The following is a 22,522-nucleotide window of genomic DNA, read 5'->3' as shown; positions in this document are numbered from 1 at the left end:
GCTTTGATGCAGGTGTAAACCGCATCAGAGTGCCCCTATGACCGAGATTTTCAAAGGCAGTTTCACCCAGCAGGAACCGATCCCCGCCGAAGGGATCGCTGCGGCCAATGCCGTGATGCAGTCAGGCCGCTTGCACCGCTACAACACCAGCGGTGACGAGATTGCGCAAACAGCCCTGCTGGAAGAGGAATTCGCCGCGACGGTAGGTGCCAAATACTGCCTCGCGGTGGCCTCGGGCGGTTATGCGATGACGACAGCCCTGCGCGCCTGCGGTGTTGCGCATGGCGACAAGGTGCTGACCAATGCCTTCACGCTGGCGCCTGTGCCGGGTGCGATTGCCGCCGTTGGTGCTGTACCGGTCTTTATCGGCGTGACCGAGGATCTGGTGATTGATCTGGATGATCTGGCGGCAAAGCTTGGTCAGGCCAAAGTGCTGCTGCTCAGCCATATGCGGGGCCATATCTGCGATATGGAGCGGCTCATGGCGCTCTGTGATGCCGCCGGTGTCGATGTGATCGAGGATTGCGCCCACACCATGGGGGCCGCGTGGAACGGCGTGCCATCTGGGCGTTGGGGGCGGTTTGGCTGCTATTCGACGCAAACTTACAAACACATCAATTCCGGTGAAGGCGGGTTTCTGATTGGTGACGGGCCCGAGGATATGGCCCGGGCGATCATGCTCTCAGGCAGCTATATGCTGTTTGAAAAGCATCGTGCCGCCCCGCCGGTCGCGACCTTTGCCAACATCAAATACGAAACGCCCAATATCTCGGGCCGGATGGACAATCTGCGCGCGGCGATCCTGCGCCCGCAATTGCGCAATCTGGCGGCACAAGCGGCGCGCTGGAACGCACGCTATCGCGTTCTTGAAGATGGTTTGGCCGAAACACCGGGGCTGCGGTTGATCCCGCGTCCCGAGAAAGAGCAGTTCGTTGCCTCGTCGTTCCAGTTCCTGCTGCTCGATTGGGCACCTGCCGCGGTCGAGGCTGTGCTGGCACGCTGTGCGGCGCGCGGGGTCGAGTTGAAATGGTTCGGCGGCGCAGAGCCCAAAGGCTTTACCTCGCGCTATGACAGCTGGCGCTATGCGCCGTCCGCACCTATGCCTGCGTCGGATCGTGTTCTTGCCGGCATCGTCGATATGCGCCTGCCGCTGACGTTCTCCGAAGAGGATTGCGCACTGATCGCACGGATCATCCGCGCCGAGGTGTCTGCGGTCCATCAAGCTCAGGTCGCAGCAGAATAACTTGCACAATCGCGCGGGGCTTCTACTTTTACGGGTATGACTGATCGCCCGGATATTGCGCAATGCGCTGACGCAGCCACCTTTCGACAGTGGTATTATCTCAAGTCAGAGCTTGTGGATTTCGCACGGGCGAACGGGTTGAAGACGACCGGCGGCAAATTCGACATCGCCGACAGGATTGCCTATTTCCTTGATCATGGCGTGCCACCGACGGAGGTAAAGAAGGCCCGGAAGGTGACCTCGAAATTCGATTGGCACAGTGCGCCCCTGACGCGCGAGACAGTGATCACCGATAGCTACAAAAATACCCAGAACATGCGCCGTTTCATGCAGGCCGAAATCCCTGGTTACAAGTTCTCGCTCCCCTTTATGGACTGGATGAAAACGAATGTCGGGCGGACATTGGCTGATGCCGTTGACGTTGCAAAGCAAATCGAGGCTGAGAAGAAGGCGGGCAAGAAGCAGCCGGATCAGCCGCACAACCAGTATAATGCCTATACACGTGCCTATTTTGCCCATGTTCCTGACGGCACCCAAAAGGAGCTGCGCCGCTTGTGGGCTTTGCGCCGCACGAAGCCGGGACCCTACGTTTTTTCGCCAGATGATCTGAAGCTGCTCAACGAGAAATGACTCGACACAACGCGCGCTTTGCGCCTATTAATGAACAAGCGTTCAATTAATCTGGAGCAACCGATGTTTCATGCCTCAATGACCTTTGATCTGGGCGAGGATGTGAATGCCCTGCGTGATATGGTCCATGACTGGGCGCAGACCCGTGTCAAACCCATGGCGGGCGAGATTGACCAATCCAATGCCTTTCCCCCAGCACTTTGGCCTGAAATGGGTGAGTTGGGACTATTGGGCGTCACCGTGGATGAAGCCTATGGCGGCGCAGGCATGTCCTATCTTGCCCATACGGTCGCGATTGAGGAAATCGCCCGCGCCAGTGCCTCTGTCAGCCTGTCTTATGGGGCGCATTCCAACCTTTGTGTGAACCAGATCAAATTGAACGGTACCGAGGCGCAAAAGGCCAAGTACCTGCCGCGGCTGATTTCGGGTGAACATGTGGGCGCGCTTGCCATGTCCGAGGCGGGGGCGGGGTCTGACGTGGTCTCAATGACGTTGCGCGCGGAAAAGCGGAACGATCACTACCGTTTGAACGGCAACAAATACTGGATCACCAACGGTCCTGATGCCGATACGCTGGTGGTCTATGCCAAAACCGATCCTGCGGCGGGGTCCAAAGGGATCACGGCCTTTCTGATCGAAAAAGAGATGACAGGGTTTTCCACCTCGCCGCATTTCGACAAGCTGGGCATGCGGGGATCAAACACAGCCGAGCTGATTTTTGACGATGTCGCGGTCCCGTTCGAAAATGTGTTGGGCGAAGAGGGCAAAGGCGTGCGCGTCCTGATGTCGGGCCTTGATTACGAACGGGTCGTGCTGGCGGGCATCGGGCTTGGCATTATGGCCGCTTGTCTGGATGAGGTCATGCCGTACCTGAGCACCCGCAAGCAGTTTGGCGAACCGATTGGAAACTTCCAACTGATGCAAGGCAAGATCGCAGATATGTATACGGCGATGAATTCGGCCCGCGCCTATGTCTACGAAGTCGCCCGCGCCTGCGACCGGGGCACGGTCACGCGGCAGGACGCGGCGGCCTGCTGTCTTTATGCCAGCGAAGAGGCCATGAAACAGGCCCATCAGGCCGTGCAGGCGATGGGCGGGGCAGGCTTTTTGGCTGATGCGCCAGTAGCGCGGCTTTTCCGTGACGCAAAGCTGATGGAGATCGGAGCAGGGACATCGGAAATCCGCCGGATGCTGGTGGGCCGCGAATTGATGGCGGCCATGACATGAAGTGGCTTGCGCTGTTCCTTGTGATGCCTGTGGCCGGTTTTACGCAATCCTTTGGCGCGCCGCCTGTCGTCGAACTGGACGGTATGGCCTTCGCGGCATCCGAAACCGATGCCTGCATCAATGATCAAGTGTCAAAAGGTCCCGGCGGGCTTGTGACACGCGCGGCCCGTGCCTGTATCGGCTACTCAGCGCGGGCCTGCACCGCTGACCCTATGGCGTGTCTCGCAGCAGAACAGGCCTATTGGGACTGGCGAATAGCAAATAACTACAATGGGTTGCAGGCTTGGGTTGCCGATCTTGCCGAGGGCGAAAATAATGATCTGCGTGCGTCGGTTGCAAATCCGGCTGCGGCAACGGCGAATGTGGTGCTGGAATGCGCGCTGCGGGTGGGCCAGACCGAAACAACGACCGCCGAGGCGGATCAAGCGGCTTGTGAAATGCGTGAAACCGCGCTGATCGCCTTGGAGCTGGAATTCACGGTCAGGCAGGCTTGCGCGGCGGCGAAGGACGGTGCCTTTGCACAGTTTTGCGGGAAAACCGACGGATGAGGCGCGCTTATTTCTTTCTTCCGCTGGCGGCACTTGTCGCTCTGGCAGCATATCTCGGCCTGCAATATGGCCAAGTGCCGTCCGAGACAGAGATTATCAACCGCTACGCCGCTGCCTATCTCGCGTCCGCCCCCGATGGCGCAAAGCCGACCGATTGCGCAGCGACGCCGCACCCGCATGATAGCATCCGTATGGTGATTACCTGCAGCCATCCTTCGGGCCTGATCACCACCTACTTTGTCGGACCGCGGGGCGAAGCGCTGCCGGAACCGCAAGGACCAAGCGCATGAAAAATCTCGTTTTCTCCCTGCTGATAGCGTTTGCAGCCGCGCCGACCCATGCGCAGGATCTTCTGTTCTACCCCGATCCGGTGCTTGATTGCATGGATGACGCGCCCGAGACCGCAATGCGTGACATCTGTATCGGTACGGCAGCCAACTATTGCATGGTCAACACTCCCGGCGGGTCCAGCACGCCCGTCATGGGCGCTTGTCTGGACCGCGAACGCGCGTTCTGGGACGCCCGCCTGAATGATGTCTACGCCCGGCTTTTGACCCAGCATGCGGAGACGCCAGCGGTGCTGGACAACTTGCGCACGATGCAGCGGGCGTGGATCACCTATCGCGATGCCCGCTGCGACTATGAGTTCGTCCAATGGAACGGCGGCACCGGGGGTGGGCCTGCACTGCTGGCCTGTCTGATGCGCACCACGGCCGAACAGACCTTGCTGCTGGAGGAACAGCTTCGATGACCGATCGCGCCACACATGAGGCCGCGCTGGCCCAGGTTGCCGCCGCTGCCGCCCACGCCGCCGCAGGCGGGGGGGAAACCGCCCGTGACCGCCACGTCAAACGCGGCAAGATGCTGCCGCGCGACCGCGTGGCGAACCTGCTCGACCCCGGCAGTCCGTTTCTGGAGGTGGGCGCGACCGCCGCCCACGGCATGTACGACGGTGCCGCACCCTGTGCGGGTGTTGTGGCCGGTGTCGGCCGTGTGAGTGGCCGCCTTGTGATGGTTGTCTGCAATGACGCCACGGTGAAGGGCGGCACCTATTATCCGATGACCGTCAAGAAACACCTGCGCGCACAGGAAATCGCCGAGGCGTGTCATCTGCCTTGCGTCTATCTGGTCGACAGCGGCGGGGCCAACCTGCCCAATCAGGATGAGGTGTTTCCCGACCGCGACCACTTTGGCCGCATCTTTTACAATCAGGCACAGATGTCCGCCAAAGGCATCCCGCAGATCGCGGTTGTGATGGGATCATGCACAGCGGGCGGCGCCTATGTACCTGCGATGGCGGATGTGTCGATCATCGTCCGCGACCAGGGCACGATCTTTCTGGCAGGTCCGCCTTTGGTGAAAGCAGCGACAGGCGAGGTGGTATCATCCGAGGATCTGGGCGGCGGTGATGTGCACACGCGCCTGTCCGGTGTGGCGGATTATCTGGCCGAGGATGACGCCCATGCCTTGGCGCTGGCACGGCAGGCGGTGGCCTCTTGTAATCTGGAAAAGTCTATAAACGCCAAGAGGATACCGCCCGAACCTCCTGCGATTTATCCTAATACGCTCTTTGATGTGGTCCCCGCCGATCTGCGCACGCCGTATGATATCCGCGAGGTCATAACGCGCATCGTCGATGGCTCAAGATTTGATGAATTCAAAGCGCGCTTTGGCGAAACGCTGGTCTGCGGCTTTGCCCATATTGACGGTTGGCCCTGCGGGATTGTCGCCAACAACGGTGTGCTGTTTTCGGAAAGCGCACAGAAGGGCGCGCATTTCGTGGAACTGTGCAGCCAGCGCAAGATCCCGCTGGTGTTTCTTCAGAACATCACAGGCTTTATGGTGGGCCAGAAATACGAAAACGAGGGCATCGCGCGGCACGGGGCCAAGATGGTGACAGCGGTGGCGACCACAAAGGTGCCCAAGATCACCATGGTGGTTGGCGGATCGTTCGGTGCAGGTAATTATGGCATGTCGGGAAGGGCTTACAGTCCACATTTCATGTGGTCATGGCCCACATCCCGCATTTCTGTCATGGGCGGCGAACAGGCTGCAGGTGTGCTGGCCACCGTCAAACGCGACGCGATCGAGCGCGGCGGCGGGGAATGGTCCGCCGCGGAAGAAGCGGCTTTCAAACAGCCCACGATCGATATGTTCACCGAACAATCGCACCCGCTTTATGCAAGTGCGCGGCTCTGGGATGACGGCATCATAGACCCGCGCAAAAGCCGCGAGGTGCTGGCGCTGTCGCTGGCGGCGGCGATGAACGCACCGATCGAGGAGACACGCTTTGGCGTGTTCCGGATGTGATGGCGATGTTTGACAAAATCCTGATCGCCAACCGTGGCGAGATTGCCTGCCGGATCATCCGCACGGCCCGCGCCATGGGCGTCCGCACGGTGGCGGTCTATTCCGATGCGGATGCGCAGGCCTTGCATGTGGGCATGGCGGATGAGGCGGTGCGGCTGGGGCCTGCCCCTGTCGCTGAGAGCTATCTGCGCGGTGATCTGATCATTCAGGCGGCCCTTGATTCAGGCGCGCAGGCGATCCATCCGGGCTACGGGTTTTTGTCTGAGAATCCGGACTTTGTTGAACAGATTACGGCGGCGGGTCTGACATTCATCGGGCCCTCGGCAGAGGCGATCCGCGCGATGGGGCTCAAGGATGCCGCCAAGGCGCTGATGCATGACGCAGGCGTGCCGGTTGTGCCGGGCTATCATGGCGAAAACCAGGCCCCCGATTTTCTGGCGGGCGAGGCCGATCAGATCGGCTATCCTGTCCTGATCAAGGCCGTGGCGGGCGGCGGTGGCAAGGGCATGCGTCTTGTCGAACGGGCGGCGGATTTTGCTGAAAACCTTGCCTCTGCGCAGGCCGAGGCGCGCACGGCCTTTGGCAACGCCGATGTCCTGATTGAGAAATATATCACCGCACCGCGCCATATCGAGGTGCAGATCTTTGGGGATGGCACGGATGCGGTGCATCTGTTCGAGCGTGATTGCTCGCTTCAGCGGCGTCACCAGAAGGTGATCGAAGAAGCACCCGCGCCCGGGATGACCGATGCAGTGCGCGTTGCCATGGGGGCTGCGGCGGTGAAGGCGGCCAAGGCTATCGGCTATGCTGGTGCCGGTACCATCGAGTTTATCGTGGATGGCAGTGACGGGCTGCGCACCGACGGGTTCTGGTTCATGGAGATGAACACACGGTTGCAGGTCGAGCATCCGGTGACCGAGGCCATTACGGGCGTTGATCTGGTGGAATGGCAATTGCGGGTCGCGGCGGGCGCGCCTTTGCCCGCCAAGCAAGAGGACCTTGCAATCACCGGCCATGCCTTTGAAGCGCGGCTTTATGCAGAGGATGTGCCTGCGGGCTTCTTACCTGCCACAGGCGTTATTGATCACCTGATATTCCCGAAGGACGCGCGCATTGATAGCGGCGTGGAACAGGGGGATGAGATTTCGCCCTGGTATGACCCGATGATCGCGAAGATTACTGTGCATGGGCCGGATCGGGCGGGGGCTTTGCGGTCGCTGTCGGCAGCGTTGGATGCCTGTCAGGTTGCCGGGACAGTGACCAATCTCGATTTTCTGCGCCGCTTGGCACGTGTGCCGGACTTTGTGGCGGGTGATGTCGATACAGGGCTGATTGCGCGGCATGGTGAAACGCTTGGTGCGGCGGTTGTCCCGACTGCGCGCGATATCGCGATTGCGGCAGTGACGTCGGCTCGGTTCGCGGATGATCCTTTCACAGGGTTCACCCTGTGGGAGCCTTTGCAGCGGCAGATCCTGCTGCGGCAGAGTGATGTGGATATCGTGGCGGTTCTGAGTGTGCAAAGTGCGGATCAGTGCCGCGTGGACATTGACGGACAAGTCGTGTCGTTGCAGCGCCGCGCAGGGCATTGGGGTGTGCGAGCGGTTTTGCACCAAGGGCGCGTGACGGTTTTCGGGCCGCGAAGCATCAGTTTTGACGTGGTCGATCCGCTGGCGCGCAATGGGGCGGCACTGGGCGGTGATGCTGTTTTGGCACCGATGCCCGGTCTGGTGCGGGATGTGGCCGTGCAGGCAGGTGACACCGTGCAAGAGGGGGACCGTATGGTGGTGCTGGAAGCGATGAAGATGGAGCATGTGCTACGTGCCCCGCGTACTGGAATCGTCGCAGAGGTGCGCGTGGCCACGGGCGATCAGGTCACCGCGGGTGCATTGATGGTCCGGCTGGAGGACGCGGAATGATCCGGTTGCACCATTGCCCGCAAACCCGCTCGATGCGCAGCCTGTGGCTGTTGCATGAGTTGGGGCTGGATTTTGATCTCGTCACCTATCCGTTCGACAAGACGCTGCGGCAGGAACCCTACCGTTCGCTCAATCCGACAGGTCGTGTGCCGACACTCGAGATTGATGGGGTTGTCCTGACTGAAAGCGGGGCGATTGCCGAATATCTCTGCGAGCGTTTCCCGCGGGCGGGCTTGGGTCGCGACCCAAGTCACGCAGAGCGCGCACAGTGGTTGAACTGGATCCATTTCGCCGAGACGATCTCGCAGCACACCGCTGCCCTGACCCAGCAACATATCGCGCTTTATGATGACAGCATGCGGTCGCCGATCATCATGCAACTTGAGGCCAAGCGCCTGTTGAAAACCTTGGCCACGGTCGAGGGCGCGTTGACGGGGGACTATCTGCTATCCGGCTTTTCTGCGGCGGATATCGGCGTCGGGCAGGCGGTCTATATGGCCAGGCATTTTGTGCATCTGGATGACCTGCCTGCCTTGGCAGCGTGGTATGCCCGTCTTGCGGTGCGTCCGGCGTTTCAAAAGGCCCTGCCGGATGCCCCGGCCCTTTATGCCAAGGCGTTTTATCCGCCATGGGAGGGGTGATGCCGGCGCATGTCCGTATCCACGAGGTCGGCCCGCGCGACGGGTTGCAGAACGAGCCTGGGGTGATCGCGGTCGCGGATAAAGTGGCGCTGATTGATCTGCTCAGCCGCTCGGGTCTGCGCGATATCGAGGTTGGCAGTTTCGTCAGCCCCAAGTGGGTCCCGCAAATGGCGGATTCGGATCAGGTGCTGGCGGGTCTGACGCCGCAGGCAGGCGTGCGCTATGCGGTTCTGGTGCCCAATATGCGCGGCTGGGAGGGATTTCTGGCCGCAAGGCGTACTGATATGACGACGGATATCGCGGTGTTCATTTCCGCCTCGGAGGGTTTTTCACAGAGCAATCTGAATTGCGGCATTACGGAGTCTGTCGCGCGGCTGCGCCCTGTTGTGCAGGCCGCAGAGGACGCAGGTGTCACCGTGCGGGGGTATGTCTCTTGCGTGACTGATTGCCCTTTTGATGGCCCAACGGCGCCGGATGCTGTGGCCCGAGCGGTTGAAATGCTGCGTGATCTTGCGCCGATGCAGGTGTCATTGGGGGATACGATCGGCAAAGGGACACCCGAACGTGTTACCGCGATGCTGAAGGCGGTGCGGGACGTGGCACCCGCCACTGATCTTGCGGGGCATTTTCATGACACAGGCGGGCTGGCCTTGGCCAATATCGGGGCGTCGCTTGATCTGGGGCTGCGTGCCTTTGACACCGCTGTGGGTGGTTTGGGGGGCTGTCCTTATGCGCCCGGCGCACCGGGAAATGTGGCGACCGAGGCGGTCTTGGCGCTTTTGGACCGGCTGGGGTATGAGACCGGCGTGGATGCGGATGTGATCGCGCAGGCAGCGCAGATGGCAAAGGGGATGCGATGATAGAGCTGGATGTCGATGCGCGCGGTGTCGCGACTTTGGCCCTTGCGCGGCCTGAAAAGCACAATGCGCTGTCGCAGGCGCTGATTGATGATTTGACGGCTGTGGCGGCCAGGATTGCGGCCGATCCCGCGATCCGTGTTGTGGTTCTGACAGGGCAGGGCGCTTCGTTCTGCGCGGGTGGTGATCTGGGCTGGATGCAGGACCAGATGGCAGGGGATGCCGCCGCAAAACGGGTGGCAGCACAGTCCCTCGCGCAGATGCTGGGGGCGATCAACACATTGCCACAACCGGTCATCGGGCGGGTGCAGGGCAACGCCTTTGGCGGTGGTGTGGGCATGGCTTGTGTTTGCGATGTCGCGATTGCGGCGGATCATGCCAAATTCGGGCTGACGGAAACCAAGCTGGGGCTGATCCCCGCGACTATTGGACCCTATGTTCTGGCACGGATGGGCGAGGCGATGGCGCGGCGGGTGTTCATGTCAGGCAGGCTTTTTGACGCTGCCGAAGCGGTTGATCTGGGTGTTGTCGCCAAAGCTGTCCCCGTCGCTGCGCTGGATGAGGCGATCGAGGCAGAAGTGGCCCCTTATCTGCAATGTGCGCCTGATGCCGTTGCTGCCGCCAAAGCCTTTGCGCGCACATTGGGCCCCGTTATCGACGAATCGGTGATTGCCCGGTCCATCGACGCGTTGATCGCCCAGTGGGAGGGTCGTTCAGCGAAAGAAGGCATTTCTGCCTTTTTTGAGCGGCGAAAACCCGATTGGGCCGTCACTTCGGCGTCATAATTGTCAGAATTGTGTCTCACTTCTGACCGATTTCGCAGGGCATTCTGCCTGCGGAGTAGGAGAGTGACATGCAATTTGAATGGCCCACAGCCGAACAGTTGATGTATCGCGTCATGCGTTTGCGCCGCTTGATCGCGCTTGCGGTCGCGATTCCTGTGCTCGTGATGCTGGGCGTGGCGTTTTTTGATCCTGCCGCGTTGAGCCCCGAGCGCGCAACACTGGCGTGTTTGTCGGTTGCAATGCTGGTTGTCGGCCATGTTGTCCTTTTCCCGAACGTCACACTTGAGACAGTCGCTTTGTCTTTGTCGGTCACGGCGCTGATCGTCGTGATGCCGTTGATCAAGATCGTTGCAGGTTGGGCCCCCGCAGAGCACCAGTCTGCTGCGCTTGTCCTGCTGGTGTGCCTCGCTGTTGCCGCGATGGGCGTGGTGATGGCACTGTTGCAAATTTTCTTAAGTCTGGTGGCTTATGCGGGGCCTACTTGGCAAATCCGTCTGAAAACAAAGCAGGTCTTGCCCTGTTCCGTCTCTGTGGCGCACCGCCAGTGTGCATTGCAGCCGCAAACCCGCCGCGGCCGCATCATGACGGGTCCTGCGGATGACAATGGTTTCTTTGATGTGGCTGTTGCCACATCGCATGCTGCCGATCCGCAGAACCCCGATTTGCCGATGATCGTGAAAGTCGACGCCAAGGTGCTCGCGTCAACGGATACGCGCCATGATGTCATGATCGTGTTGCCAAACCGCTCTGTCACGGTGACGTCGCAAATCTTTACGCCCGAGCGGAATGGCTGCCGCATTGAGGTGACTGATATGCCGGGTGATTTCACCCTCGGCATGCATGCGATCTTCTGGCTGACAGACCAGCAGGCCGACAACCTGACCGAGATGACCGACATTATTCTGGGGCAGGAAACGCGGGCCAACGGTTTGGCGCATAATGTGTCACTGCTCTCCGTTGCCGGTGCACTGCTGTCGCCGCGCCATCCTGTGGCCAACCGCGCGAAATAAATCCTCTCAAATTGCTGTGGTGTGACCTTCCGCTCGGTTGACCCTTTGTGGCGGCGGCGGTATGCACGATGCAGCCAACAGACGGTGCGTGTCATGCGCGCCCTGCCGAAAGGAACATCCCTTGCAGGAAATGCTCTCTGAATACCTGCCGATCATGATCTTTCTGGGGCTCGCCATTGCGCTGGGCCTGATCCTGATCATTGCTGCGGCCATTGTTGCGGTGCGGAACCCCGACCCTGAAAAAGTGTCAGCCTATGAATGCGGCTTTAACGCTTTTGACGATGCGCGGATGAAGTTTGATGTCCGCTTTTATCTGGTCGCGATCCTTTTCATCATCTTTGACCTCGAAGTTGCGTTCCTGTTCCCATGGGCCGTGGCGTTTCAGGATGTCAGCATGACGGCGTTCTGGTCGATGATGGTATTCCTGGCCGTTTTGACCATTGGTTTTGCCTACGAATGGAAGAAGGGCGCGCTTGAGTGGGAGTAAACAGGTCGGCCATGTGGCCCACCCGTTTCTTATGCACCCGTGAATGCCGCTAGACTGGTCTTAACTGACTTGTGAGACCCGGGTGAAAAACTGGTTCCCGCGTTTTGGCGGACTTCGCGCGGTACATTGCGCGGTCCGCGTTCTTTTGCAGATCCCGCCAGGCAAGATCTGGCGCGCCGACAGCAACGCCGATTGACGGATGAAGAGCGTGGGTTGCATCACCGATCCGTACGGGCGGGGCGGTCGCAGCCATGATCCGGCGGACAATGTTTTCGGCCGTTTTGCCGGGGTTCTTGTCAATCAGGATGCAGATGAACTCGTCTCCACCCATCCGCACGATGATATCATCTGCCCTGATCGCACCCACCACGCGTTCCGCGAATATTTGCAGCGCCAGATCACCGGCATCATGGCCTTCGGCGTCGTTGAGCACTTTGAAATTGTTCAGATCAAGATAGACCACGGCCAGATGACCTCTGGCAATGGCATCAACCAAGGGCTTTGAGGTGATTAGCTCTTCAAGTCCGGCTCGGTTGATCAGTCCGGTCAGCTTGTCGGTGCGTGCCAATTGCTTTTGCTCTAGCAATTCACTGGCTTGAATCGACGAGGCGCGCCCGACGGTCAATGTCGCGATAAGCGTCAAGGCGCAAAGCGCCAGCAGAACCGGCAGCGCGGTCTGCAGCAGGTTTTGCCCCGGGCGTAACGCAGTCCACATCAACTGGGCCACTGGCTGACCCTCTATGTCGCGCAGCAGGAACGCAGATTGGTCGAACGGAACCTCTGTATCGGCCTCGTGAATCGAGATCGCTGGCAGCAAGAGCCGCTCTGCCATGTTCTGCAGATAGGTCTCTGACAGCCAGTTGCCCGCAATGAGAATAGGAAAATCACGTGTGTCTCCTTCTGCAACGCCGTCGGGCAAGATGCGTGCCGCTGCGACGGTTGACAGATATTCGCCCGCGAAAGCAAATCCTGACGGCGTATTAAAGGTGTGGGGTTCGGTTGCCGTGACCCTTGCATAGAGCTGGGCGGCGAGACGGGAATCGATCACCGACAGATCCGAGCCGGTGCCACCGGACTGGTAGGCGTAGAGTGCTGTACCGTCACCATCGAGGATGTAGATGAAATCGAACGTCGGCGACGATGTCGCGCCCGTCCCAAAATTTTCATAGAGTTCTTGGCTCTGCCGTTCTGTCACCAGCAAATAGGCGAAATCCCAAAAGGCATAATCCTGTACGCTGATTGTGACAGATTGAACGCCCGCTTCTAATGCGCTGTTGATCAAGGCTTTCGATGTGGTGCTTGCCTGTGTATTCACATGTGCCGTCAGCCAGAAACTGACCCCGACAATCACAAGGATCGCCGCCAATCCGTTGGTGACCGATGTCAGAAAGATTCGTCGCGCAAGCCGATGCGCCGGGTCGATGGAACGGGATGCGCGTTGCGCTGCGAACTGCATTGAGGAAACCGATAAATTACACTCGCGCGAAAATGCAGCACAAAAGTTAACAGGTAATTAATCTGTACCGGCTCTGCGCCAGTTCTTTCTTCGGGCCATATTGCCGCTTGTCGGTGTTGTCGGCTTGACCTTCCTCAGGGGGCCGCTTAGTTGATTTACAGGGAACAAAAGCGACGGGAGACCCTCAATGGGCGTGATGACCGGAACCGCTGTGGGTGCTGACAAAGAGCACGGCGCGCAGTTGATCAATTCGGAGTTGCAGGACAAGGGCTTCCTTGTGACCTCAACCGCGGACATCATCAACTGGGCGCGCACAGGCTCGCTGCACTGGATGACCTTTGGTCTGGCCTGCTGTGCGGTGGAAATGATGCACACCTCGATGCCGCGTTACGATCTGGAACGGTTTGGCACCGCCCCGCGTGCATCCCCGCGCCAGTCCGACCTGATGATCGTTGCCGGTACGCTGACCAACAAAATGGCGCCTGCGCTGCGTAAGGTTTACGACCAGATGCCCGAACCGCGCTATGTGATCTCGATGGGGTCCTGTGCGAATGGCGGTGGCTATTACCACTATAGCTATTCAGTGGTGCGTGGCTGTGACCGTATTGTCCCCGTGGATATCTACGTGCCCGGCTGCCCGCCGACGGCCGAAGCGCTGCTTTACGGTATCCTGCAGTTGCAGCGTAAAATGCGCCGCACCGGCACGATCGTGCGATAGGCAAGGCGAAAGGAATAAGGTATGACTGAAGCCCTGCAAGAACTTGGCACCCATCTTGAGATGAAGCGCCGCGACTGCGTGCTGTCTTGGGAGGTCGCCCATGATGAGCTGACCGTGACCGTGGCGCCGTCTGCGCTGATCAGCTTTGTCGAGTTTCTTAAAAACGATGGCGCGTGCAAGTTTTCGTCGCTCGTCGATATCACAGCCGTCGATTACCCCAGCCGCGCCAAACGCTTTGATGTGATCTACCATTTCCTGAGCATGTATCAGAACCACCGCATCCGCCTGCGTGTGCAAATCCGTGAAGAAGATATGATGCCCTCGATCATTTCGGTGCATCCGTCGGCCAACTGGTTCGAGCGCGAAGTCTTTGATATGTTCGGTATCCTGTTCTCGGGTCACCCCGATCTGCGCCGTATCCTGACGGATTATGGTTTCCGCGGTCATCCGCTGCGCAAGGATTTCCCGACCACGGGTTATACCGAAGTACGCTATGACGAAGTGCAAAAGCGTGTGGTTTACGAACCTGTCAGCCTTGTGCAGGAATACCGCCAGTTCGATTTCATGTCACCGTGGGAGGGGGCCGAATACATCCTGCCGGGCGACGAAAAGAAAGCAGAGAAAGCAGGCTGATGGCCGCGCCAACCCTTCTTTACTGCGTCGGTGCCACGAAGGCGGGCACCACATGGCTTTACCGCTATCTGCATGATCACCCTGAATGCGCCATGCCTGCGGTGAAGGAAGCGCATTATTGGGATACTTTCGATGCGGAGCGCTGTGAAAAGCAGTTGGCGGCTTTTCGCGTCCGTCTGCGTGAAATGCGCGCTGCCAAGGTGCAAGCCGATGCAGAGGGCCGCGGTTGGCAGGTAGAGAATATGGATCGCCGCATTAATGAGATGAAGGCGCTGATCGCAGCACTTGAGGGTGATCGCGCAGATGACAGCGCCTATGCTGCTTGGCTTTTGGGCGGGCGTGACGCGGCCAAGGTTATTGGTGACATCACACCCAACTATGCCACGCTGTCGGATGACGCGCTTGCGCGGATGCGTGACCTTTCGCCCAATACAAAATTCCTCTACCTGATCCGTGATCCACTGGATCGCCTGTGGTCGCATATCCGGATGCAGGCCCGCCGCCAGCGGCAAGAGCATGAAGTCTATGAGAAGAAATCCAACAATATACTCTACCGGATTTTGAATCGTGGCCATGAGCAGCATATTCTTGAGCGCGGCGATTACCCCAAGGTCATTCGCAAACTGCGCCGCGTGATCCCCGAGGGGCGGTTGTTGATCCAGTTTGCCGAAGACCTGTTTACGGCTGAGGGTCTGGCGCGGCTCTGTGCGTTCTTGGGGATCAAACAGGTCGCACCCATCGTCGCCCGTCCCGCCAATGAGGGACCCGAGGTGGTGATGCTGGACAAATTGCGTCCCCGCGCTTTGGGACTGCTGAACGAACACTACGAATGGGTGGCCCGCAATGTCGGGCCTCTGCCACAGCGGTGGCAAGACAATTTAGCGAGGGCTTGAGCCATGATGGACGGTGATATCCGGACAAATATCTATGATGATGGATCGACTGATGCGGCGACGGACGAGCAGCAGATCAGGAATTTCAACATCAACTTCGGCCCGCAACACCCTGCCGCACATGGCGTGTTGCGTCTGGTGCTGGAACTGGATGGCGAAATCGTAGAGCGGTGTGACCCGCATATCGGCCTGCTGCACCGCGGCACAGAAAAGCTGATGGAAAGCCGGACCTACCTGCAAAACCTGCCTTATCTGGACCGCCTTGATTACGTGGCTCCGATGAATCAGGAACACGCGTGGTGTCTGGCCATCGAACGGCTGACCAAGACCGAAGTGCCGCGCCGCGCGTCGTTGATCCGTGTGCTCTATTCCGAAATCGGGCGTATTCTGTCGCACCTGTTGAACGTCACGACACAGGCGATGGACGTGGGCGCGCTGACCCCGCCGCTTTGGGGCTTTGAAGAACGTGAAAAGCTGATGATCTTTTATGAGCGTGCTTGCGGCGCGCGTCTGCACGCGGCCTATTTCCGCCCCGGTGGTGTGCACCAGGATCTGCCGGATCAGTTGATCGAAGACATTGATACATGGGCTATCGCATTCCCCAAGGTGCTTGATGATATCGACGGCCTGCTGACCGAGAACCGGATTTTCAAACAGCGTAACGCCGATATCGGGATCGTGACAGAAGACGACATTCAGGAATGGGGGTTTTCCGGTGTCATGGTGCGCGGGTCCGGCCTTGCGTGGGATTTGCGTCGTGCGCAACCTTATGAATGCTACGATGAATTCGAATTCCAGGTCCCTGTGGGCAAGAACGGCGATTGCTATGATCGTTACCTCTGCCGCATGGAAGAGATGCGCCAGTCGGTGCATATCATCCGTCAGGCCTGCGAAAAGCTGCGCCATGAAAAGGGCGATGTGATGGCGCGCGGCAAGATGACGCCGCCGACACGTGGCGAGATGAAGACCTCGATGGAGGCGCTGATCCACCACTTCAAACTCTATACCGAAGGGTTCCACGTGCCCGCAGGCGAGGTTTACGCCGCGGTCGAAGCCCCGAAGGGCGAATTCGGCGTTTATCTGGTGGCGGACGGCACAAACCAGCCGTATCGCGCCAAGCTGCGCGCGCCGGGCTATCTTCACCTGCAGGCAATGGACTATATCTGCAAGGGCCACCAGCTGGCGGATGTGAGTGCGATCATCGGGACAATGGATGTCGTGTTCGGCGAGATCGACCGATGACACTGGGCGATCTGATCCTTGGCATTCTGGTCGCGCTGGGGTTTTTTGTCTCGGCCGCCGTTTCGCGCATGTTCCGCGGGCGTATGGCCGGGATCTTTATTGGCGGTGTGGTCGGTTTGGCCGTGTCGGTGTTTATTCTGGTATATGGTCTCACAGATGTGTTTGCCGTTGCGCCGGCTGCTGTTGAAAACTAGCGCCGGCCCTGTTCAAGGAACCAAGATATGAAGCGTTATCTGACACTTGCGGCACTTCTGGGGGCGACAGCCTGCGCTGTGCCGATCATCATACCGCTGCCTGCGCCACCTACTGCGCAAGAGCCGGAAACCCCAGCGGTGCCACAATCCGCGAAAGCGCGGTTTGTGAGCAGTGTCGAAGCGAACGGATGTGCCCTGACCAGCGCCAACACCGATCTGATTATGGCCGATGCCGTACTGTCGCGTGAAGATCTGGCCCGTGTCATGACAGAACTGCGCGCGGACGGGCAGGGCGCGATTGACGGTCAGGCCTTTCGCCTGACCACAGGTGCTTGCGCCTGAAGACAAATCCCTTGCCGGGACCGCCCGGTATGTTAGGGGAACAATGGAAATTCGGTGAAACCTGTTTCACCGCAACGATGTGACCGGAAAGACCTCATGCTACGCCGCCTTTATCATGATCAGCCAGAAACATTCGCCTTCACGCCCGAGAACCAGAAATGGGCCGAGGCGCAGATGAAGAAATTCCCCGAAGGCCGTCAGGCCTCGGCGATCATTCCGATCCTGTGGCGCGCGCAGGAACAGGAAGGCTGGCTGTCACGCCCTGCGATCGAATATGTCGCGAATATGCTGGATATGGCCTTCATCCGCGCGTTCGAGGTCGCGTCTTTCTACTTCATGTTTCAGCTACAGCCCGTTGGCTCTGTGGCACATATTCAGGTCTGCGGTACGCTTTCGTGCATGATCTGCGGTGCAGAAGATCTGATTGGCGTGTGCCAGGATAAAATCGCGGACAAGCCGCACGAACTCTCGGCTGATGGGAAATTCTCGTGGGAAGAGGTCGAGTGTCTGGGATCCTGCGCCAACGCGCCGATGGCCCAGATCGGCAAGGATTATTACGAAGACCTGACCGCCGAGCGTCTGCGCGAAATCATCGACGAACTCGCCGCCGGTCGTGTGCCGACACCGGGGCCCCAGAACGGGCGCTTTGCGGCAGAGCCCCTCAAAGGGCTGACCAGCCTCAAGGACTATGACAGCGGCAAGACCAAGTATAACGCCAGTGTGCAGTTGGCGACGGATATCGGCGATACCGTGAAACGGATTGACGGCACCGAAGTGCCTTTGCTGACACCTTGGGTGAAAGACGCCAAGAAAGTCGCCGCGCCGAAAACAAAGGCGAAGGCCGCCAAGCCCGCTGCTGACAAGCCCGTCGATCAGACTGGCGTGACAAAGCAGCAGGCGGCTGCAAAATCGAAGGCCAAGCCAACCGGCAAGTCCAACCCCAATCCTGATCTTGCCGGTGAAGATGCGGGCAGCGCGCCGGAAACACTGACCGCCCCGCGTGACGGGAAAGCGGATGATCTTAAAAAGATCAGTGGCGTTGGCCCGAAGCTGGAACAGGTGCTGAACGAACTAGGGTTCTGGCACTTTGACCAGATCGCAAAATGGACAGAGGCAGAGATCGCATGGGTCGACAGCCGTTTGAAGTTCAAGGGCCGCATCGCGCGCGACAACTGGATGGCACAGGCTGCAGATCTCGCCAAGGGTGCGTAAACGCATAGCCATTAGGCAGCGCGCGCGCGTAACCCGCCGGATGTCTTGGGCTTTTGCGGTATTTCTTTACCGGATGCCAAACATTGGGTTAGACATATCCCTGAACGTGCGCTTGCGTCAGTTTGGCACAGGCGATTGTCGTTTTATCTGCAAGGCCGCCACACCGGCCACCTGAGGGAGAGAAAAGACCATGAAAGATACTGCACCGATCAGTCAGGGCATCATTGCCGTAGCTGCTTTGTTTGCCATCATTGCAGCAGGCGTTGCATTTGTTCTTTACGATTACGGACTGTTTGGTTCGGCCTTTATAGGTGGCGTCGTTGGTGTGATTGCCGCGATTGCGCTGGCATTGGGTTGGCGTGAACCGGCGCTCGGTCCCAACCACGCAGAAGCCCCCGTGGCGAAAGCAGCTCCTGTTGCGGCGCCGACGCCTGCTGCTGCACCTGCGCCCGAGCCCGCCGCACCTGCGCCTGCCGCCGAGGTACCTGCACCTGCGCCCGTTGCCGAGGCACCCGCGCCCGCATCCACAGCTGACGACGCGCCTCAGTTCCTGAGTGCCGCACGTGATGGCGGGCCGGATGATCTCAAACAGATCAAAGGTGTTGGTCCAAAGCTCGAGAAGACCCTGCACGGCATGGGCATTTTCCACTTCGACCAGATCGCAACATGGGGCCCCAAAGAACAGGCATGGATTGATGACAATCTGGAAGGTTTCAAAGGTCGCGCGACCCGTGATAACTGGGTCGAACAGGCAAAGACTCTTGCCGCTGGCGGAGAAACCGAATTCTCCAAGAAAGTCGACAAGGGCGGCGTTTACTAAGGCAACGACAAACCCATGGCCCAACACGGAAACACCTCTGAAAGCCGCGCGGGACAACGCGTCGCGTTGATTGTTGCGGCGACAGGTGTTTTCTGGGTCTTGGCCAACCTGATTGGCGCAGAATATGACTGGCCGAACCGTTTGCGGGCGCTTTTTGATCTTGCAGCGCTCGCCGGTTTCGGGTTTGCCCTGTGGCAGACCTACCAACTCTGGCGTGCGCGCCAAAAAGACAAGGGCGATAGCTGATGCTCAAAGATGAGAACCGGATTTTCACGAACCTTTACGGGATGCACGACCGCACGCTGAAAGGCGCGCAGGCGCGGGGCCATTGGGATGGTACTGCGGCGATCATCAAGAAGGGCCGCGACTGGATCATCAATGAAATGAAGGCCTCGGGTCTGCGTGGCCGGGGCGGGGCGGGTTTTCCGACCGGTTTGAAATGGTCTTTCATGCCCAAGGAAAGCGATGGCCGTCCGGCCTATCTGGTGGTCAATGCTGACGAATCCGAGCCCGGCACATGCAAAGACCGCGAAATCATGCGCCACGACCCGCATACGCTGGTTGAAGGTTGCTTGATTGCATCTTTCGCGATGAACGCGAATGCCTGCTATATCTACATCCGTGGCGAATACATCCGCGAGAAAGAGGCGCTGCAGGCGGCGATTGATGAATGCTACGCTGCCGGTCTGGTGGGCAAGAACGCCGCCAAATCCGGCTGGGATTTCGACATTTACCTGACCCACGGGGCTGGTGCCTATATCTGCGGCGAAGAAACAGCACTGCTGGAAAGCCTTGAAGGCAAAAAGGGCATGCCCCGAATGAAGCCGCCGTTCCCTGCGGGTGCCGGTCTTTATGGCTGCCCGACCACAGTGAATAACGTGGAATCTATCGCCGTTGTGCCGACGATCCTGCGCCGTGGTGGAGGCTGGTTTGCCAGCATGGGCCGCCCGAATAACGCAGGCACCAAGCTGTTCGCGATTTCGGGCCATGTGAACAACCCCTGCGTTGTTGAAGAGGAAATGTCGATTTCCTTTGAAGAGCTGATCGAAAAACACTGCGGCGGTATTCGTGGCGGCTGGGATAACCTTAAGGCGGTGATTCCGGGCGGCTCATCCGTGCCATGTGTGCGCGGTGAGAACATGCGCGATGCGGTCATGGATTTTGATGCGCTCAAGGAAAAGGGATCATCGCTTGGCACCGCTGCGGTCATCGTGATGGATAACTCGACCGATATGATCAAAGCGATCTGGCGGTTGTCGAAATTTTACAAGCACGAAAGCTGTGGCCAGTGCACGCCCTGCCGCGAAGGCACCGGCTGGATGATGCGCGTCATGGCCCGTTTGGTCGAAGGTAACGCCAGCGTGGAAGAAATTGACATGCTGCTGGACGTGACAAAACAGGTTGAAGGGCATACGATCTGTGCATTGGGTGATGCGGCTGCATGGCCGATCCAAGGTTTGATCAAGAACTTCCGGGACGAAATTGAGGACCGGATCAAACATAAACGTTTGGCAGGGATGGCAGCAGAATGATGACACGTGGATTGATGCTTGGTGCGGCTTTGACACTGGCGGCTTGTGCAACTGGTGGTCGGAATCTGGATGATCCGGCTGTACAGAAGTTGTTCAATATGTCGACACCGCAGTATTACGCGAGCCTGACACTCGCCAACCGGATTGCGCAGAACTGCGCGCGCTACACCTATGATGCGGCACTTGATTCCGCATTGAACGAAGCACGCAACGAAGTTGGTCGCGGGTCGTTGGCCGCAAACAGCCAGCGGGCGGGCATCGAATTGGAAACTGATGTCAGCCAGCGCAGTTTTCAGGTCAAGCACGGCGTTGATATCACATCCGATGACCTTTGCGCCGCAGGGGATGCCGAGGTACTTGAAGGCTCGGGCATCAGCGCGCTGCTGATCCCCGCCTAAACCTTTATGGCGTTTCGGAATTTTCTTGATGGGGCCGCGAGCTTTGGCGCGGCCCTTGTCACGTCTGGCGTTTGCTTTTTGCCGGCGTGGTTCACGGTGATGGCGGTACGGGCAACGATTGCGCCGGTCTGGGCCTATCTTGCGGCGGGGGGACTGGCGATCATTGGAGTGATCCTGACGCTGGCGTTTTTGCGCAAGGGCATCGCAGGGATTGCACCGACGCGGCAACGGCGGCGGTAGTGTAAGGTGGGTTTCAACCCACCCGCCCGGAAAGGACCAGCAGATGCATCTTGCCGAACTGAACATAGGCCGCCTGATTGCCCCAACAGATGATCCGCGCGTGGCCGAGTTTATGAACAACCTTGATCTGATCAACGGACTGGGCAAGCGCATGCCGGGGTTTGTGTGGATGATGGAAGGCTCGGGTGAGCCGGGCAAAGGCAACACCGATGCGCATCTGGACGGTGATCCGCAATTTGTCGCCAATCTGTCGGTCTGGGAAACACCCGCGCATTTGCAGACCTATGTCTTTGATACCCTGCACGCCAGGTTCATGAATCGCAGCAAGGAATGGTTCGAAACGCTGGTACAGATGCATTTTGTGATGTGGTGGGTGCCCGAAGGGACGCAACCAACGCTCGACGAAGCGATGGCCAAGCTGCACCATCGGCAGACGCATGGCGATAGCGAAGACGCCTTTGGCTGGGATTGGGTGCGCGCCAAGGGCAACACGTGAACGGCCGATTGCAAAATCAAATTGAATCAGTGGCTTATCGCTATGGCACCCTCTCTGGCAGGCGTGAATATTCCGATGTCAAAGCCCTGATATTGAATAACGCCGCCCGAAAGATGATCTGTACTGCAAACAATGTGATGCAACAGGTGTCGCAGAGGAGATCGAGAATGAAAAAATTTGCCCTTGGTACCGTTATGGCCCTCGCGACGGTTCTGTCTGCTGGTCATGCGTCGGCGCAAACCGCGCTCAAAGATGTGGCACATGTGCGTGACGGCATTATTGCGGTTGGCATGGCCTATGAGATTTCCGAGCAATGCGACAGCATCCGCGCGCGCCTGTTTCGCGGATACAGCTATCTGCAATCTTTGCGCAGCCATGCCAGCGGCCTTGGTTTCTCTGATGATGAAATCGACGCCTACATCAATGACGACGCGGAAAAAGACCGGCTTGAGGGCATAGCACGGGCGCAACTGGTTGCGCTTGGGGCGGTTGCGGATGATTCCGAGAGCTATTGCGCCGTTGGGCGTGCCCAAATTGCTGCAAATACGCGCGTAGGTTGGCTCTTGCGCTAAGACTTTGCTGCAAGTGCGAAAAGTGATCGTTTTTTTGTCAATCTGACTGGCATCGCGTGGCCTGTCGCGTTAGAACGCGGGGCAACGCGCCTTGTCCCCTGCGGCCAAAGGCGCATGAGG

28 protein-coding genes are annotated in these 22,522 nt (G+C 58.9%); 27 read left to right on the top strand and 1 reads right to left on the bottom strand.

Translation table 11 applies throughout. The features are described 5' to 3' along the window. Positions 1 to 37: 37 nt before the first annotated feature. From B0B09_RS05790 to B0B09_RS05730, 13 genes are all read left to right on the top strand, one after another. Entirely contained in the window at positions 38 to 1,243 is a 1,206-nt protein-coding gene (locus B0B09_RS05790; RefSeq protein WP_076658723.1) for a DegT/DnrJ/EryC1/StrS family aminotransferase, read from the top strand. 36 nt (positions 1,244 to 1,279) lie between these two features. Then, positions 1,280 to 1,873 (top strand): DUF6434 domain-containing protein, encoded by a 594-nt coding sequence (locus B0B09_RS05785; RefSeq protein ID WP_076658722.1) that lies wholly within the window; start codon positions 1,280 to 1,282, stop codon positions 1,871 to 1,873. 63 nt (positions 1,874 to 1,936) lie between these two features. Further along, positions 1,937 to 3,100 (top strand): acyl-CoA dehydrogenase family protein, encoded by a 1,164-nt coding sequence (locus B0B09_RS05780; protein ID WP_076659813.1) that lies wholly within the window; start codon positions 1,937 to 1,939, stop codon positions 3,098 to 3,100. Beyond that, the gene (locus B0B09_RS05775) at positions 3,097 to 3,648 is read left to right on the top strand and encodes a hypothetical protein (RefSeq protein WP_076658721.1); all 552 of its coding nucleotides are present in this window, start codon (positions 3,097 to 3,099) and stop codon (positions 3,646 to 3,648) included. The genes B0B09_RS05780 and B0B09_RS05775 overlap by 4 nt, the downstream gene beginning before the upstream one ends. Continuing rightward, the gene (locus B0B09_RS05770) at positions 3,645 to 3,938 is read left to right on the top strand and encodes a hypothetical protein (protein WP_076658720.1); all 294 of its coding nucleotides are present in this window, start codon (positions 3,645 to 3,647) and stop codon (positions 3,936 to 3,938) included. The genes B0B09_RS05775 and B0B09_RS05770 overlap by 4 nt, the downstream gene beginning before the upstream one ends. Further along, positions 3,935 to 4,399, top strand: a complete 465-nt coding sequence (locus B0B09_RS05765; RefSeq protein ID WP_076658719.1) for a lysozyme inhibitor LprI family protein — start codon at positions 3,935 to 3,937, stop codon at positions 4,397 to 4,399. Before B0B09_RS05770 ends, B0B09_RS05765 begins: the two co-directional genes overlap by 4 nt. Further along, a complete protein-coding gene (locus B0B09_RS05760; protein ID WP_076658718.1) occupies positions 4,396 to 5,958 on the top strand; it encodes a carboxyl transferase domain-containing protein in 1,563 nt (520 codons plus the stop codon). Before B0B09_RS05765 ends, B0B09_RS05760 begins: the two co-directional genes overlap by 4 nt. 5 nt (positions 5,959 to 5,963) lie before the next feature. Beyond that, positions 5,964 to 7,874, top strand: coding sequence for an acetyl/propionyl/methylcrotonyl-CoA carboxylase subunit alpha (locus B0B09_RS05755; RefSeq protein WP_076659812.1), 1,911 nt, complete (start codon positions 5,964 to 5,966; stop codon positions 7,872 to 7,874). Next, the gene (locus B0B09_RS05750) at positions 7,871 to 8,515 is read left to right on the top strand and encodes a glutathione S-transferase family protein (protein WP_076658717.1); all 645 of its coding nucleotides are present in this window, start codon (positions 7,871 to 7,873) and stop codon (positions 8,513 to 8,515) included. Before B0B09_RS05755 ends, B0B09_RS05750 begins: the two co-directional genes overlap by 4 nt. Next, positions 8,515 to 9,375, top strand: a complete 861-nt coding sequence (locus B0B09_RS05745; protein ID WP_076658716.1) for a hydroxymethylglutaryl-CoA lyase — start codon at positions 8,515 to 8,517, stop codon at positions 9,373 to 9,375. The genes B0B09_RS05750 and B0B09_RS05745 overlap by 1 nt, the downstream gene beginning before the upstream one ends. Beyond that, positions 9,372 to 10,157: a crotonase/enoyl-CoA hydratase family protein gene (locus tag B0B09_RS05740; protein ID WP_076658715.1), complete on the top strand. Its 786-nt coding sequence runs from the start codon at positions 9,372 to 9,374 to the stop codon at positions 10,155 to 10,157. The genes B0B09_RS05745 and B0B09_RS05740 overlap by 4 nt, the downstream gene beginning before the upstream one ends. Before the next feature lie 68 nt (positions 10,158 to 10,225). Continuing rightward, on the top strand, positions 10,226 to 11,167 hold the full coding sequence (locus B0B09_RS05735; protein WP_076658714.1) for a hypothetical protein: 942 nt from the start codon (positions 10,226 to 10,228) through the stop codon (positions 11,165 to 11,167). A 121-nt stretch (positions 11,168 to 11,288) separates the two neighbouring features. After that, positions 11,289 to 11,654: an NADH-quinone oxidoreductase subunit A gene (locus tag B0B09_RS05730; RefSeq protein ID WP_055293139.1), complete on the top strand. Its 366-nt coding sequence runs from the start codon at positions 11,289 to 11,291 to the stop codon at positions 11,652 to 11,654. Positions 11,655 to 11,703: 49 nt separating this feature from the next. On the opposite strand, the gene B0B09_RS05725 is transcribed toward B0B09_RS05730, so the two are convergent. Then, on the bottom strand, positions 11,704 to 13,110 hold the full coding sequence (locus B0B09_RS05725) for a diguanylate cyclase (RefSeq protein ID WP_076658713.1): 1,407 nt from the start codon (positions 13,108 to 13,110) through the stop codon (positions 11,704 to 11,706). Positions 13,111 to 13,297: 187 nt separating this feature from the next. Between B0B09_RS05725 and B0B09_RS05720 the strand changes: the two genes are divergently transcribed. From B0B09_RS05720 to B0B09_RS05655, 14 genes are all read left to right on the top strand, one after another. After that, complete coding sequence (locus B0B09_RS05720; RefSeq protein WP_055293137.1) at positions 13,298 to 13,828, top strand: NuoB/complex I 20 kDa subunit family protein; 531 nt, start codon at positions 13,298 to 13,300, stop codon at positions 13,826 to 13,828. A gap of 21 nt (positions 13,829 to 13,849) precedes the next feature. Continuing rightward, entirely contained in the window at positions 13,850 to 14,461 is a 612-nt protein-coding gene (locus B0B09_RS05715) for an NADH-quinone oxidoreductase subunit C (RefSeq protein ID WP_055293136.1), read from the top strand. After that, positions 14,461 to 15,354, top strand: coding sequence for a sulfotransferase (locus B0B09_RS05710; protein ID WP_076658712.1), 894 nt, complete (start codon positions 14,461 to 14,463; stop codon positions 15,352 to 15,354). The genes B0B09_RS05715 and B0B09_RS05710 overlap by 1 nt, the downstream gene beginning before the upstream one ends. A 3-nt stretch (positions 15,355 to 15,357) precedes the next feature. Beyond that, a complete protein-coding gene (locus B0B09_RS05705; RefSeq protein ID WP_055293134.1) occupies positions 15,358 to 16,596 on the top strand; it encodes an NADH-quinone oxidoreductase subunit D in 1,239 nt (412 codons plus the stop codon). Next, positions 16,593 to 16,790 carry a hypothetical protein gene (locus B0B09_RS05700; RefSeq protein WP_076658711.1) on the top strand — a complete coding sequence of 66 codons (198 nt, stop codon included), beginning with the start codon at positions 16,593 to 16,595 and terminating at the stop codon, positions 16,788 to 16,790. The genes B0B09_RS05705 and B0B09_RS05700 overlap by 4 nt, the downstream gene beginning before the upstream one ends. 27 nt (positions 16,791 to 16,817) lie before the next feature. Further along, the gene (locus B0B09_RS05695) at positions 16,818 to 17,132 is read left to right on the top strand and encodes an NADH dehydrogenase (RefSeq protein ID WP_076658710.1); all 315 of its coding nucleotides are present in this window, start codon (positions 16,818 to 16,820) and stop codon (positions 17,130 to 17,132) included. Between the two features lie 96 nt (positions 17,133 to 17,228). Next, complete coding sequence (locus B0B09_RS05690; protein WP_076658709.1) at positions 17,229 to 18,344, top strand: NADH-quinone oxidoreductase subunit E; 1,116 nt, start codon at positions 17,229 to 17,231, stop codon at positions 18,342 to 18,344. 190 nt (positions 18,345 to 18,534) lie between these two features. Beyond that, positions 18,535 to 19,164: a helix-hairpin-helix domain-containing protein gene (locus B0B09_RS05685; protein ID WP_076658708.1), complete on the top strand. Its 630-nt coding sequence runs from the start codon at positions 18,535 to 18,537 to the stop codon at positions 19,162 to 19,164. A 15-nt stretch (positions 19,165 to 19,179) separates the two neighbouring features. Further along, positions 19,180 to 19,410 carry a DUF5337 domain-containing protein gene (locus B0B09_RS05680; RefSeq protein WP_055293129.1) on the top strand — a complete coding sequence of 77 codons (231 nt, stop codon included), beginning with the start codon at positions 19,180 to 19,182 and terminating at the stop codon, positions 19,408 to 19,410. Beyond that, positions 19,410 to 20,696 carry an NADH-quinone oxidoreductase subunit NuoF gene (nuoF, locus tag B0B09_RS05675; protein WP_076658707.1) on the top strand — a complete coding sequence of 429 codons (1,287 nt, stop codon included), beginning with the start codon at positions 19,410 to 19,412 and terminating at the stop codon, positions 20,694 to 20,696. The genes B0B09_RS05680 and nuoF overlap by 1 nt, the downstream gene beginning before the upstream one ends. After that, positions 20,693 to 21,094 carry a hypothetical protein gene (locus B0B09_RS05670; protein WP_055293127.1) on the top strand — a complete coding sequence of 134 codons (402 nt, stop codon included), beginning with the start codon at positions 20,693 to 20,695 and terminating at the stop codon, positions 21,092 to 21,094. Before nuoF ends, B0B09_RS05670 begins: the two co-directional genes overlap by 4 nt. A gap of 99 nt (positions 21,095 to 21,193) precedes the next feature. Continuing rightward, complete coding sequence (locus B0B09_RS18105; protein ID WP_242654347.1) at positions 21,194 to 21,334, top strand: hypothetical protein; 141 nt, start codon at positions 21,194 to 21,196, stop codon at positions 21,332 to 21,334. A 43-nt stretch (positions 21,335 to 21,377) separates the two neighbouring features. Further along, entirely contained in the window at positions 21,378 to 21,830 is a 453-nt protein-coding gene (locus tag B0B09_RS05660; RefSeq protein ID WP_076658706.1) for a DUF3291 domain-containing protein, read from the top strand. Between the two features lie 167 nt (positions 21,831 to 21,997). Beyond that, positions 21,998 to 22,402, top strand: a complete 405-nt coding sequence (locus B0B09_RS05655) for a DUF5333 domain-containing protein (protein ID WP_076658705.1) — start codon at positions 21,998 to 22,000, stop codon at positions 22,400 to 22,402. The last annotated feature ends 120 nt before the right edge of the window (positions 22,403 to 22,522 follow it).

Origin of the sequence: Yoonia rosea, assembly GCF_900156505.1 — a bacterium.
GTDB lineage: Bacteria > Pseudomonadota > Alphaproteobacteria > Rhodobacterales > Rhodobacteraceae > Yoonia > Yoonia rosea.
Note: the sequence above shows the minus strand (reverse complement) of the source record. Positions and strands in the feature narration are given on the sequence as shown.